Below are 14,009 nucleotides of genomic sequence, written 5' to 3'. Positions count from 1 at the left end.
GCCCGGCGAGGAACTGCCCGGGTGGGAACCCGGTGGCCGCCTCGACGGGCGGCCGGATGGTTTCGCGCTAGACGCGCGGCGGGGCCGCCAGGTCGGCGGGCCACCAGCAACGAGTGAGCGCGAGCATGGCGACAGCATACCGGTCCAGGCCGGTGGCTGGGTACGGTGATCGACGATGAGCATCCTCGCCCTCGATCTCGGCACCTCCTCGGTGCGCGGCCTGATCCTCGACAACGCGGCCGCGCCGCAGCAGGACGCGTTGGCCCGCCGCAAGGTGGCGCTGGCGGTTGACCGGGACGGCGCCGCGACCCTCGACCCGGCCGACTACCTGGCCGCTCTCATCGACTGCGTCGACGAGCTCGACTCGGCCGGCCGGCTCGACGGTGTCGAGTTGGTTGCCTCGGCGGCCCAGTGGCATTCGGTGTTGCCGCTGGATCCTGCCGGTGCCCCGATCGGCCCCCTGATGACCTGGTTGGACACCCGGCCGGCCGCGTTGCCCGGTGCGGCCGCGCCGGCCGACGAGGCCGATTTCCACCAGCGCACCGGCACCTGGTGGCACCGCTTCTACTGGACGGTGCGACTGCCGTGGCTGCGCCGCCACTGCGGCGGCCGGCCGGCGTGCTTCGTCGGCCTGCCGGAGTATGTGCTGACCGGTCTGCTCGGGTCTGCACCGATGTCGGTGTCCCAGGCATCCGGCACCGGCATGCTCGACCTGGTGACCATGCAGTGGGACCCCGAGGCCGTGCAGTTGGCCGCAGTGCGTCCCGGTGAGCTTCCGGAGCTGGCCCCGGCGGACTGGCGTGGGCAGCTGCGGGCCGAGTTCGCCCGGCGTTGGCCGGCGTTGGCCGGCGTGCCGTGGACCCCGACGATCGGCGACGGCGCCGCCTCCAACATCGGCTCCGGATGCCTGGACCCCAGTCGGGCCGCGGTCACCGTCGGCACCTCAGCGGCGGTACGAGTGGTCCAGTTGGCCGCGCCGGGGGTCCCGTTGCCGCCGTTGCCGGCGCACCTGTGGCGCTACCGGGTCGACCACACCCGGATCGTCACCGGCCGGGCCTACTCCGCCGGCGGCAACCTCTACAGCTGGGCGAACCGGGAACTGCGCCTGCCGCAGGGCGCCGAGCTGGAACGGGCGCTGGAACTGATCGAGCCGGGTGAGGGCGTACCGGCGGATCCCCGGTTCGGCGGCGACCGCCCGCCGGGCCGAGCCCCGGCCGGCTCCGGCGAGCTGCGCGGACTGGGGTTCGGCACCACGGCGGTCGACATCTTCGCCGGGCTGATGGAGGGCGTATGCCGGCAGGTGGCCGGTGACCTGGACGAGATCGAGTCGACGATGGCCGGCCCGGTGACCGAGGTCGTTCTCGGCGGTGGCGCACTCGCCGCGTCCAACTGGTGGCGTCGAGCGTTCGGTGCGGCACTCGCCCCGCGTCAGGTGCGCTACATGGCCGAGCCCGAGGTCGGTGCCACCGGGGCCGCGCTGGTCGCGCTCGGCCGGCTCGACGGTCCGGGGCCGGCACGCGACATCGGCCGGACGGACGATGGCGAGTCGGCGGGTAAGCTACCCGCCAGTCAGCCACTGTATCCTTCGTGAGTCTTCCCGCAGGTCGCCGCGTTGACAGCGGAACGTGGCCTGGTTGGATGGACTCCGCTCCTCGGCTTGGCCGGTGTCGGGGAAACTGCGAGGAGGCGTGGTGGTTGCTCCCGGTGGCCCGTACGACAACGCGGTGCCGTACCCCCGCCGCCGCCTGACCGACGACGACGGGGTGACGCCACACCGTCGTCGGCTCCGGCTGCGCCCCCGGGACTGGCGGATGGGCGCGAAGCTCGCTGCGGTTCTGATCGTCCCATCGGTGGCGTTCCTGGTGGTCGCCTCGGTACAGACCGGCTCACTGGTCGGCCAGGCGACGGCACTCAACGAGTTCGCCCGGCAGGTGCAGATCGGCGAGCAGGTCACCGCCCTGGTACACGAGCTGCAGCAGGAACGCGACCGGTCCGCCGGCGAACTCGCGGTCCGGCAGGCCGGCGTCGGGTTCGACCCGGAGCGCAGCGTCGAGGTGCTGCAGCCGCACTACGACGCGGTCGACCGCCGGATCGCCGACTTCCTGGCCGCCGCCGGTCCGCAGTCCGGCGGGGACGCGGCCTGGCAGACCGCCTACAGCCGGGTGCTCGAATCACTGGACCAGCTGCCACCGCTGCGTGAGTCCATCTCCGGCGGCGCGGTCGGAGCCGATACTGTCTTCGGCAACTACACCCGGGCCATCGACGCTCTGCTGGAGCTACTCGCTGAACCGTCGCCGGGTCAGGACCGACCGGAGCTGACCCAGGCGGTGCTGCGCAGCGTCCAGCTGGCCCGGGTCAAGGAACTCGGCTCCCGGATCCGGGCACAGCTGTACGCCGCCGCCCGGGCCGGCCGGTACGGCCCCGAGGACCAGGTCAGCCTGACCGACCTACGGGCGCAGCAACTGACCGCGCTCGCCGAGTTTCGGGTGACCGCGACCGGCAACCAGATCGCCCGGTACAGCCAGGCCGCCGCCGACCCCCGGTTCGTCGCCGCGGTGGAACTGGAGGAAACCACCATCGTCGGTGGCGCCGCCAGCCCGGCGGTGCTGGAACCGGACGCCTGGTGGGCCGCCAGCCAGGACCGGCACCAGCTGCTGCGCCAGGTCGAGTCGAGCGTGCTGGGCAGCGCGGTGAGCCTCGCCGACGCCCGCAGCGACCAGCAGCTGCAACGGACCGTGCTGGTCGCCGGTGCGGTGCTCGGCGTGCTGTTCATCGCGTTGTTCACCTCGGTGGCGATCGGGCGGTCGATCGCCCGATCGCTGCGTGTCCTGCGGAGTCAGGCGTTGCAGGTCGCCCAGCTCGACCTGCCGGACACCCTGCAACGGCTCCGTTCGGTGGAGTCCGGGGTCCCGCAGATCGAGATTCCGCCGGCGGCGGTACGCACCCGCGACGAGGTCGGTGAGGTCGCCGAGGCGTTCGTCGCGGTGCACCGTAGCGCGGTGACCGTCGCGGTGGAGCAGGCGGTGATGCGCCGCAACGTCAATGCGATGTTCGTCAACCTGGCCCGCCGCAGCCAGGTGCTGGTCGAACGGCAACTGGAGCTGCTTGACGAGCTGGAACGCGACGAGGGTGACCCGGACCAGCTGGATAACCTGTTCAAGCTCGACCACCTGGCCGCCCGGATGCGCCGCAACGACGAGAGCCTGCTGGTGCTGGCCGGCACCGAGGCGAGCCGCCGGTGGAGCCGCCCGGTGGCGCTGTCGGCGGTGACCCTGGCGGCCGCCGCTGAGATCGAGCAGTACCCGCGGATCCGCCACGACGTCGAGGACAAGCTGCAGATCGTCGGACACGCCGTCGGCGACCTGGTGCATCTGCTCGCCGAGTTGCTGGAGAACGCCACCGCCTTCTCTCCGCCGTACACCAACGTGCACGTCACCGGACACGAGTACGCGCCCCAGTCGGTTCTCATCGAGATCACCGACGAGGGGATGGGGATGTCCGCCGAGGCGATCGAGCAGGCCAACGTGACCCTGGCCGAACCGCCCGCCGCCGACGTCGCCGCCTCCGAGCGGATGGGGCTGTTCGTGGTCAGCCACCTGGCCGCCCGGCTCGGGGTTCGGGTGCAGTTGCGGCCGGCCGAACGTGGGCTGGTGGCCAACGTGTGGCTGCCCGGCACGGTGCTGGCCGCCCCGGACGAAAATCCGCCGTACGTCGCGTCGGCCGGCCGTAGTCCCACCGACTACCCGACCAGGGAGATGCGTGCCGTCGGAGCGGCGGTGCGGGCCAGCGCCGGTGACCCGGTGGCCGGCCAGCCACCGGCCGCACTGGCTGGTCGTGGGCCGGCGTTCGCCCCGCCGGCCGCTCGTCCGTCGATCCCGGCGGACGAACCGGTTCCGGTCGTGCCGGCGCAACCAGCTGTGATCGAGCAGCCGCGGGCGGTACCGACGCTGCGTCCGATGACCGCGCTGCCGGCCGGACCGGCCGCCGGTGACCGGGCCGTGGCGGTCCGGCGCGGCGGCCGTCGACCCACACCGGCGCGGGCCGAGGACATCCTCGCCTCGGCCGGTGGCGCATCGGCCGGCGGCGCTGCGGCCGGTGGCGGCAGCGTGTGGTGGGAACGGCAGCGTGGACCGGTTGCTCCGCTGCCACCGACACCAGCGCCGCCGGTGGTTCCGGTGACCGCCGGGACCAGCAGCAAGGGACTACCGGTACGGGTACCGATGGCGTCGTTGCCCGTTTCCGCCGAATCTCCCGCAGCTCCCGTTCCGGCGCCGGTCGACGAGCCGGATCCGGATGCGGTCAGCAGCGTGCTGTCCCGCTTCTACGGCGGTGTGCGGCGGGCTGAGTCCGAGGACACCAGCGAAATGACCCTGGCGCCGGCCGGCCGCCGTGGTGAGGAGGAGCAAGAGTGAAGACCTTGAGCAAGGAGGCCCGCGACCTCAGCTGGTTGGTGAGCGCGTTCGCGGAGCGCGTGCCGGGTGTCGCGCATGCCATCGTGGTGTCGTCGGACGGTCTGCTGGTCGCGGTCTCGGATCATCTGCCCCGGGACCACGCCGACAAGCTGTCGGCGGTGACCTCCGGGCTGATGAGCATCACCAGCGGCGCGGCCCAGATGTTCGACAATGACGTGGTGAAGCAGACCGTGGTCGAGATGGGCCGCGGCTACTTCTTGATCATGAACATCCGGGACGGTTCGATCCTCGCCACGCTTGCCGCAAGCGACGCGGACATCGGTGTCGTCGGCTATGAGATGGCGCGGTTGGCCAAGCAGGCCGGTGAGATGCTGACTCCGGCGTTGCGCGCCGAACTGCAGCAGGCGCTGCCGCGCTGAACTCAGTCGGCGACGTCCACCATGAGCGTGGTGAGCATGAGGTCGAGCTGGATGGAAATATTGGTGTCCACTGTGCCCTCTCGTCGGTGTCCGGCGAGTCTCGACCTCAGCTCACCGGCCCGGTGTCGTAGCTGCTCAGGCGTGGCACCTTCCGCCACCGAGACGCGCAACTGGTCGGCCGCGTCGCGTAGGTCAGCTGCGGCATCCGCACGGATCCGCCCGTCGGTGGAGCCGTCGGCCACGAGCAGATCGAACTGCTCCACCACCCGCGCCGCCGTGGCCAGCAGCTCCGGCGGCGTGTCGTCCGACCCGGTCGGTGGCCCGGTCGCCCCGGTCGCCGGCGCGGTCGCAACCGGCGAGGGCGCCGCCGCGTGTTCGGCGGCCGGCAGAGGTGCGCCGAGTACCGCGGCCGCCACGACCGCGAAGGCCAGCAGCGCTGCCGCTCCGGCCCCGGCAAGACCGACCGCCGTCGGGGACAACCGGGCCCGGTCGGTGGGCGGTCGCGCGCCGGCCCGGTCCGCCGTGCCCGCTGGGACGGCCGACCGCGCCACCATCGCGGCCCGCCGCGGTGCCGGCCGGTGCGGCTGGGCCACCATCGCGGCCTGCCGCAGCACCGGCCCGGCCGGCCGGGTCGTCGGCAGCCGGTCCACCAAGGTCCGGCCGCCGGGCGAGGCGCCGACCGGGCGCGGGCCGGGCAACGGGAACTCGACCATTACGCCGAGCACCGTGTGCAGGGCGTCGGCGACCTCACCGGCGGCCGGCCGCTGGGCCGGATCCCGGCTCAGGCAGGCGAGGCAGAGGTCGGCGGCCGGGGCGGGCAGTCCGTTGGCGCGGGGCCGCGTCGGCGGGTCCGGCCGCTGCAGTCGGACGGCCGCCTCCCGCCAACTGCCGGCGGGCACGGGTGGTGCCCCGGTCAGCATCTCGTAGTAGAGCGCGCCGAGGGCGTAGACGTCGGCCGCCGGATGGGCCGGCCAGTGGTGCAGCCGTTCCGGTGCGGCGTACGCCGGGGTGCCGAGCAACCAGCCGGCGTCGGGCGCAGGTCGGCCGTCGGCCACCGCGGCGATGCCGAAGTCCAGGATCTTGGCGCCACTGGCGGTGAGCATGATGTTGCCCGGCTTGATGTCCCGATGCACCACCCCGATCCGGTGGGCGGCGGCCAGGCCGCTGGCCACCTGTGCGGTCAACCAGACCGCAGCCTGCCAGGGCAGCGGCCCGCCGGCCAGTCGGGCGGCGAGATTCTCCCCGTCGACCAGTTCGAGGACCAGAAACGGCACCACGTCGGTTTCGGTGATCGCCGCCTCGCCGTAGTCGTACACCTGGGTGACGTGCGGATGCGTGATCCGGGCTGCGGCCTGGGCCTCCTTCCGACAGGCGGCCCGTACCGCTGGCGCGATCGGCGGCGTGAGCGCCTTCACCGCGACCGGTCGGCCGAGCAGTTCGTCGCTGGCCCGCCACACCTCGGACATCCCACCCAGCCCGATCCGGTCGACCAATACGTATCTCCGGTCGAGACGCAACCCAGGACCGAACACCATGGTCACAGTCTGTCCTGGTGCGTGTGTGGTTTGGTGCGGTTTTCTGGTTACCGACGGTGAGTTCCACCGGAGGATGTAATCCCGGCCGTCTCCCGCCCGGCCGGCCATGGGGCATCGTCTCTGTCAGATGGCGTTCTCCGCGATCACCCGTCGGTACCAGTGTGCGCTCCGCTTGAAGATCCGCCGCTGCGTCGGGTAGTCAACGTAGATCAGCCCCCAGCGCTGCTGGTACCCCTCGGCCCATTCGAAGTTGTCCAGCAACGACCAGACGTGGTAGCTCTCCACGTTGACGCCGGTGCTGATCGCCCGATGCACGGCGGCGAGGTGATCCCGGAGGAAGGCAACCCGGCCAGGGTCGTCCACCGAACCGTCCGCCGCCAACCGGTCCGGGGTGGGCAGGCCGTTCTCAGTGATCGTGATCGGCACGGTGCCGTACTCCCGGTGCACCCGGGTGAGAACGTCGAACATGCCGTCCGGGTAGATCTGCTGCCAGTCCGCCTCCGAGGTCGGCCAGCGTCGGACCGTGCTGCCGTCTGCGGCGACGTAGAACGGGGTGTAGTACTGGACGGCCAGCAGGTCGATCGGCTCGGCGATGACATCGAGGTCACCGTCGTGGATCCCACCGGCCAGCCGGCTGGCCGGGCCGAGATCGGCAAGGACGTCCGCCGGGTAGCTGGCGAGGAAGATCGGGTCCAGGTACAGCCGGTTCTCGTAGCCGTCGTACAGGCGGGCCGCGGCGGCGGCGGCCGGGCTGCCGTCGGCGGGGTAGCAGGGATGCAGGTTGAGCGCCGGGCCGATCCGGCACGCGGCCCGCTCGGCGCGCAGCGCCTGTACGGCCAGGCCGTGCGCGAGTTGGAGGTGGTGGGCCACCAGGTACGCCGCGTCCGCGTCCGGTCGGCCCGGTGCGTGATGCCCGCTGAGGTAGCCGTTCTGTACCACGGTCTTGGGTTCGTTGATCGTCAGCCAGATCGGGACCTCGCTACCGAGGGCGTGGAACAGGATCTGGGCGTACTCGGCGAAGCGGTACGCTACGTCGCGCTGTTCCCAACCGCCGAGGTCCTGCAGCGCCTGTGGCAGGTCCCAGTGGAACAGGGTGGCCATCGGCTCGATGCCCCGCTCGACCAGCCCGGCGACCAGCCGGCGGTAGAAGTCCAGCCCGCGCCGGTTGGGCTGCCCGGTGCCGTCGGGCTGGATCCGTGGCCAGGAGATGGAGAACCGGTAGCTGTGCAGCCCGAGCTTACGCATCAGGTCGAGGTCGTGGCCGTACCGATGGTAGTGGTCGGCCGCGACGTCGCCGGTGTCGCCGCCGCGGGTCCGACCGGGGGTGTGGCTGAAGGTGTCCCACACCGATTCGCCCCGGCCGTCCTCTTTGGCGGCGCCTTCGATCTGGTAGGCGGAGGTCGCCGCGCCCCAGCGGAAGTTGTTGGGAAAGTGCAGACCGATCGGACGTTCGGGATCGGTGCGGTGGCGGATGGCCGGGTCGGCTCCGGTCGCGCCGCCCGGGTCGGCGATGGCTTGGCCGGGTTCGGCACCGGTGGTGCGTCCGGTGCCGGTGGCGCGGCCTGGATCGCCGCTCAGATCGCCGCTCGCGGCGCGGACGGCGGAACGCTCGGCCCGGCGGTGCAGGTGCCGGCGGGACAGTACGGCCATCGGGCTCTCCTGACAGTGGTGTCCGATCCACTGCGGTGCGGCACGGGCGCGCGGATGCGCCGGTCAGGTGGCGCGGATGGGGGATCGGCGGTGGTGGAACCGGGTCGCGTCGGCCGGACGGCCGGACGGGGTGCCGGGTCGACCGATTTCCTGCCGGATGCGGGGAAGTAGTGTGGGGACGGGGAGGGCAACCCCCGTCCCCACCATCAGTTGCTCTCACGCACGAGCGGTTTGGCGTCCAGGTCGTGCGTGACGCGCGGGAGCCGGGCCACGCGAGTGGCTCTGGATCCACCTCCTCTCCCGGGTGGTGTCTGCAGCTGCCGGCGGAGTCCGGGCTGGCCCGCCGTCAGCTGTACGACCGGTAGTGGTGTGCTCCACCGGGGCGGCGGAGCACCGCAGGTACGGTGTACTCTCACGTGTTGCCACATCCATCGATGGAAGCGCTCCCATCGACGTTGGTTCTGGACTGTAGTCTCCGTCACGGGTTTGTGAAAGACCCAAAACGAGATCGAAACATGTTGGTGGCGTGAGTGAGTTCGTCCGCGCCCGACCTTCCCCGGTGAATCGCCTGCTCAGCGTGGGTTCATCTCGGGTCCGTGGTGGGTCGTCGAAGGTTGCCACTTGCTGCGGGAGCGCTCCCATGTAACACTGTCGACCATCGCAGGTGGGAGCCAGCAGACCACGCGACAGCGGCAGCCGAGGGCATCCGACTCCTTGTCGGTACGGCGCCACGCAGTGAACCGGAGCCGCCGGTCCGGCGCCCTCCGTCGTATGCAGACCCCGGTCCGGGACGGGTCGCACCCATCCGGCGCCTGGCGTCCGACGCGCTGCTCCACGACATCGCCCACCGCGCCCAAGGCGCCAAGCCGAGGTGTACCTCACTGCCTCGGCCTGGTTCGCGAGGAGAACCCCGCACATGAGATTGACCGCGACGAGACGGCGGCTGGCAATGTTCGCCGCTGGCGTGATGGTCGTCGGAGGTGTCGCCGCCGTCCCCGGCGTCGCCAACGCGGCCACCGCCTGCGACGTCGTCTATTCGACCAATGACTGGAACAACGGCTTCACCGCCAACGTGACCATCGAGAACCTCGGTGATCCGCTCACCGGGTGGACCCTGCGCTTCACGTTCCCGGGCGGCCAGCGGGTCACCCAGGGCTGGTCGGCCAACTGGACCCAGTCCGGCAACGTGGTGACCGCGACCAACGCCGCCTGGAACGGCAACCTGGCCACCGGTCAGTCCACCAACATCGGCTTCAACGGCTCGCACACCGGCTCGAACCCCCGGCCTACCTCGTTCTCCATCAACGGTGTGACCTGCAACGGCGCGGCGGAGAACCAGCCGCCCACGGTTGGTCTGACGGTGCCGTCGGGGCCGTTCATCGCCCCGGCCGACGTCCCGCTGACCGCGACCGCCAGCGACCCCGACGGCACCGTCGACCGGGTCGAGTTCTACCGCAACGGGTTGCTGGTCAACACCGACACGACCAGCCCTTACCAGTACGTCATGGAGGACCTGCCGGCAGGCAGCTACACCGTGCAGGCCCGGGCGTACGACAACGCCGGCGCCAGCGCCACCGCCGAACGGTCGTTCACCGTCGGCCAGGCAAACCCCGGTCCGGAATTGATCGCCACGCCGTCGTCGGTGAGCGTCGAAGAAGGCGGCAGCAACACCTTCAACCTGCGGTTGAGCTCCGCCCCGACCAGCAACGTGCCGGTCAGCCTGGCGATCTCCGGCGACAACAGCATCACCCGGTCGCCGTCGTCGGTCACCCTGACGCCGAGCAACTGGAACACCGGCGCGACGGTCACCGTGTCGGCCGCCGAGGACAGCGACACGGTCAGCGGTACGGCCACGATCACCGCCACGGCGAGTGGTCTGGCGCCACTGGCCATCGTGGTCACCGAGATGGACAACGACTCGGTCGGCGGTGACAACGAGTACATCGAACGCTTCCTGGAGCAGTACGGCAAGATCAAGAACTCGGGGTACTTCAGCCCCGAGGGCGTGCCCTACCACTCCATCGAGACGCTGATCGTCGAGGCCCCGGACCACGGTCACGAGACCACCTCCGAGGCGTTCAGCTTCTGGATCTGGCTGGAGGCCAACTACGGCCGGGTGACCGAGAACTGGGCACCGTTCAACAACTCGTGGACCGTGATGGAGCAGTACATCATCCCGGGCACCGCCGACCAGCCGACCGCAGGTGTGGCCGGCGAGCCGCAGTACGCCGCCGAGTACCTGCAACCCAACCAGTACCCGTCGCGGCTGGACCAGAACGTCCCGGTCGGCACCGACCCGCTGCGCAGCGAGCTGCAGTCGGCGTACGGCACCGGCGAGATCTACGGCATGCACTGGCTGCTCGACGTGGACAACGTCTACGGCTACGGCCACTGCGGTGACGGCACCACCCGGCCCGCGTACATCAACACCTTCCAGCGCGGTCCGCAGGAGTCGGTCTGGGAGACCGTCCCGCAGCCGTCCTGCGACACCAAGGCGCACGGTGGCCCGAACGGCTACCTGGACCTGTTCATCGCCGAGGACAACGCCCCGGCGTCGCAATGGAAGTACACCAACGCACCGGACGCCGACGCCCGCGCCATCCAGGCGGCCTACTGGGCGCTGGTCTGGGCTGAGGAGCAGGGCAACGAGAGCGAGGTCGCGGCCACCGTCGCGAAGGCCGCCCGGATGGGTGACTACCTGCGCTACGCGATGTTCGACAAGTACTTCAAGCGGATCGGCAACTGTGTCGGCGCGTCCAGCTGCCCGGCCGGCACCGGCAAGGACTCGGCGCACTACCTGATGTCCTGGTACTACGCCTGGGGTGGCGCGACCGACACCTCGGCGGCCTGGTCGTGGCGGATCGGCTCCAGCCACAACCACTTCGGCTACCAGAACCCGTTCGCGGCCTGGGCGCTGACCAACGTGCCCGAGCTGCGGCCGCGCGGTGCCACCGCGGTGCAGGACTGGACCGAGAGCTTCGACCGGCAGATGGAGTTCTACCAGTGGCTGCAGTCCGCTGAAGGTGCCATCGCCGGTGGTGCCACCAACAGCTGGAACGGCTCCTACGCCCAGCCGCCGTCGGGAACCCCGACCTTCTACGGCATGTACTACACGGAGCACCCGGTCTACCACGACCCGGGCAGCAACGAGTGGTTCGGCATGCAGGTCTGGTCGCTGCAGCGGGTGGCCGAGGTCTACTACGTGACGGGTGACGCCCGAGCCAAGCAGATCCTCGACAAGTGGGTGCCGTGGGCCATCTCGCATACCGAGATCGGCACCGGCGGGGACTTCTCGATCCCGTCGACCATGGAGTGGACCGGTGCGCCGGACACCTGGAACCCGAGCAACCCCGGTGCCAACAACAACCTGCACGTCGAGGTCGTCGGCACCGGCCAGGACGTCGGCGTCGCCTCGGCCTACGCCCGGACCCTGATGTGGTACGCGGCCGCCTCCGGTGACACCGAGGCCCGTGACACCGCCAAGGGCCTGCTGGACGCGTTGTACGCCAACGCCGACGCGCAGGGCTCCTCCACGGTGGAGACGCGGGGCGACTACCGTCGCTTCGACGACGTCTACGACGCCTCGACCGGGCAGGGTCTGTACATCCCGAACGGCTGGTCGGGCACCATGCCCAACGGCGACGTGATCGAGCCGGGCGCGAGCTTCCTGGACATCCGGTCGTTCTACCTGGACGACCCGGACTGGCCGAAGGTCGAGGCGTACCTCAACGGTGGGCCGGAGCCGGAGTTCCGCTACCACCGGTTCTGGGCACAGGCTGACCTGGCGATGGCCTACGCCGACTTCGGTCACCTGTTCCCGGACAACTGAGACCGGTGTCCGGGTGGGCGGCCGGCCCCGCCCACCCGGACACCTTCACCACGATCCATCACCTGAACCGACACCGACGTACCACCGTCCCACCAAACGGTCCGGCACCGCCTGACGGTGCCGAACCACCGCAGACGGCCTGATACCCACGGTCAGGCCCGCCCGTGGTGGGTCGGCCGGGATTGGCCAACGCAGCGATCCCGGTCGGCCCACCACACCCTTGTGTTCGTCGGCTGACGTCAGCCCCGGAAGCACCGCCAGCTGTACGCGTCCCGACGACTGCCGGCCTCGGCGATGACCGGCTCGCCGTACCGACTGGCGCAGGCCCGGCGGACGTCGAGATCCCGGTCATGATGGGTCCACGGCCGGACGCATTCCCAGTCGGTGCCGTTGCCCGGCCAGTCGCGCGGCCACGCCATCCACTCGCCGCCGTGCTCCTGTTTGCAGTAGCTGTCCAGCATGCCCCGGAGATCGTCGCTGTTGTCCGGGCCGAGCAGCTCCGGCTCGCCGCCGCCGGGCGGGGCGGCGCTGGACGCCGGCGGATCCTCCGACGGGGGCGGGGGAGGGGCGGGGTCGGACGCCGGCTGTTCGGGGGGCACGGCCGGCGGTTCGGCCTGCCGCACCTCGGGTGACTGCTCGCCGTCGCCGTCGCCGTCGCCGTTGCCGGCGGCCGGCGAGGCGTCGGTGACCTCCGGCGTGACGGTCGCGGCCGGGGCGCTGCCCGCCGTCGCGGTCGGCGAGCCCGTCGAACTCGCCGGGCTCCACAACAGTCCGTTGCCGGAGACGAACGGTGCCGAGCACAGCAGCGCCACCGCGGCGACCGAACCGGCGGCCACCACCCAGCCGTACCGGCGGGCCAGCGCGATGAACCGGTCCGGCTCGTCCGGTGGCGCGGTCCGGGCCGGCCCTGGCGCGGTCGCTGCCGGTCCCGGCAGGGTTTCCGTCGGTCCCGGCCCGGTGCCGGCCGGTCCCGCTGACGGTTGTGCCGATCCCGCTACGGTGCCGGTCGGTCCAACCGGTGGTTGTGCCGGGCCGGCGGGCAGGTCCGCGTCGGCGGCGTCGGCAGCGGGACGGACGGCCGCAGGGCGGACCACCGGCTGCTCGACCGTCGGTTCGTCGAACGCGTCGGCCTGGCGGTTCGCGGCCCGACGGCCCCGGCGAGCCGTGGCGCTCGACGGCTGGACGATCGGCTGCTCGACCGTTGGCTGCTCAATCGCCGGCTGCTCGACCGTTGGCTGCTCGACCGCCGGTGCGTCCGGAACCCTCGGGCCCGGCGGCCGGCCACCGGGCAGCGCGTTCAGCTCGACGGTCGGCTGCGTGAGGGCACTGTCCGCAGCGAAGTCGCTGCGTCTGGTGCCGCGAGCGGAGTCAGCAGGTTTCTCGGCCACGGAAACGCCTGCCTCCTTGTGCGGATGCGGTCGGGACAGCGTGTCACTCTAGTCACATCCGTACCGGCCCGGGTCGTACGGGAGGCCGATTCGTCACCGCAGGTCGGCCGGTACCGGATGGCGTATCCCCGGGTGCCCGGCCGGAAGCGACCGGCGGAGCACCCACCAGCTCACCGCCAGGCAGGCGGCGACCAGCGGCCAGGTCAGCGCGACCCGTAAGGCGGCCAGCGCCATCACCTGGTCGGCGAGATAGAGCGGGACGAAGACGGCCACCCGGGTCACGTACTGCCCCACCCAGACCCAGCTGGCCCGGCCGTACGCGCGCAGCAGCGCCGGATCCCGGCGCCACCGGGTGCGTTGGCCCAGCACCGCGCCCACCACCACGCCGAGCAGCGGCCACCGGACGACGATGCTGAGCACCCAGGCCAGTGCGCTCGCCGCGTTGGACAGCAGCTGCAGCAGGAAGTAGTCGGACGCCCGACCGGTACGCAGCGCGATCACCGCGGCGACGCAGACGGCGATCAGCCCGATCAGCACCGACCGGGGCCGATCGCGACGCCACAGGCGTACCCCGGCGATCACCACACCGACCGCGACCGCGCAGCACACGCCGACCCAGATCGACTCCCCGCCGGCCACCCATCCGACGCCGTACGCCACCGCCGGCAGCGTGGCGTCGATGGCGCCTCGTCGCCCGCCGAGCAGCTGCGCGAGTGACTCCGTCTGGGTGTCGCCCGATGTCCCGGTCACCGTCCGCCTCCCGCCGCCGTCCTTAG

The 14,009-nt window shown here is 71.4% G+C and carries 8 protein-coding genes; 4 read left to right on the top strand and 4 right to left on the bottom strand.

Going from position 1 to position 14,009, the window contains the following annotated elements; all coding sequences use genetic code 11:
- Nucleotides 1–175 precede the first annotated feature (175 nt).
- The 3 genes from ACN27J_RS07200 to ACN27J_RS07190 all read left to right on the top strand — a co-directional run bounded on the left by ACN27J_RS07200 (nt 176) and on the right by ACN27J_RS07190 (nt 4,831).
- Nucleotides 176–1,591, top strand: a complete 1,416-nt coding sequence (locus tag ACN27J_RS07200; protein WP_278169726.1) for an FGGY family carbohydrate kinase — start codon at nt 176–178, stop codon at nt 1,589–1,591.
- A 100-nt stretch (nt 1,592–1,691) separates the two neighbouring features.
- A complete protein-coding gene (locus ACN27J_RS07195) occupies nt 1,692–4,412 on the top strand; it encodes a nitrate- and nitrite sensing domain-containing protein (RefSeq protein ID WP_421364695.1) in 2,721 nt (906 codons plus the stop codon).
- A 5-nt stretch (nt 4,413–4,417) separates the two neighbouring features.
- Nucleotides 4,418–4,831 (top strand): roadblock/LC7 domain-containing protein, encoded by a 414-nt coding sequence (locus tag ACN27J_RS07190; protein WP_199757848.1) that lies wholly within the window; start codon nt 4,418–4,420, stop codon nt 4,829–4,831.
- A 2-nt stretch (nt 4,832–4,833) separates the two neighbouring features.
- On the opposite strand, the gene ACN27J_RS07185 is transcribed toward ACN27J_RS07190, so the two are convergent.
- Nucleotides 4,834–6,366, bottom strand: coding sequence for a protein kinase domain-containing protein (locus tag ACN27J_RS07185; RefSeq protein WP_421364694.1), 1,533 nt, complete (start codon nt 6,364–6,366; stop codon nt 4,834–4,836).
- Between the two features lie 123 nt (nt 6,367–6,489).
- Nucleotides 6,490–8,016: a GH1 family beta-glucosidase gene (locus ACN27J_RS07180; protein ID WP_421364693.1), complete on the bottom strand. Its 1,527-nt coding sequence runs from the start codon at nt 8,014–8,016 to the stop codon at nt 6,490–6,492.
- Nucleotides 8,017–8,932: 916 nt separating this feature from the next.
- On the opposite strand from ACN27J_RS07180, the gene ACN27J_RS07175 reads away from it, so the two are divergent.
- Nucleotides 8,933–11,845 carry a glycoside hydrolase family 48 protein gene (locus ACN27J_RS07175; protein ID WP_421364692.1) on the top strand — a complete coding sequence of 971 codons (2,913 nt, stop codon included), beginning with the start codon at nt 8,933–8,935 and terminating at the stop codon, nt 11,843–11,845.
- Between the two features lie 239 nt (nt 11,846–12,084).
- On the opposite strand, the gene ACN27J_RS07170 is transcribed toward ACN27J_RS07175, so the two are convergent.
- Nucleotides 12,085–13,233, bottom strand: a complete 1,149-nt coding sequence (locus tag ACN27J_RS07170; RefSeq protein WP_421364691.1) for a hypothetical protein — start codon at nt 13,231–13,233, stop codon at nt 12,085–12,087.
- A gap of 93 nt (nt 13,234–13,326) precedes the next feature.
- Nucleotides 13,327–13,983 carry a DUF3159 domain-containing protein gene (locus ACN27J_RS07165; protein WP_278169715.1) on the bottom strand — a complete coding sequence of 219 codons (657 nt, stop codon included), beginning with the start codon at nt 13,981–13,983 and terminating at the stop codon, nt 13,327–13,329.
- Nucleotides 13,984–14,009: the final 26 nt, after the last annotated feature.

The organism is Solwaraspora sp. WMMB762 (assembly GCF_049179115.1).
Taxonomy (GTDB): domain Bacteria; phylum Actinomycetota; class Actinomycetes; order Mycobacteriales; family Micromonosporaceae; genus Micromonospora_E.
The sequence above is the reverse complement of the archived record's forward strand: the minus strand, read 5'-3'. Positions and strand labels throughout refer to the sequence as shown.

Coding starts and splice junctions, on each gene's coding strand:
- ACN27J_RS07185 (WP_421364694.1), bottom strand. CDS start 6,366: ATGGTGTTCGGTCCTGGGTTGCGTCTCGACCGGAGATACGTATTGGTC.
- ACN27J_RS07175 (WP_421364692.1), top strand. CDS start 8,933: ATGAGATTGACCGCGACGAGACGGCGGCTGGCAATGTTCGCCGCTGGC.
- ACN27J_RS07180 (WP_421364693.1), bottom strand. CDS start 8,016: ATGGCCGTACTGTCCCGCCGGCACCTGCACCGCCGGGCCGAGCGTTCC.
- ACN27J_RS07200 (WP_278169726.1), top strand. CDS start 176: ATGAGCATCCTCGCCCTCGATCTCGGCACCTCCTCGGTGCGCGGCCTG.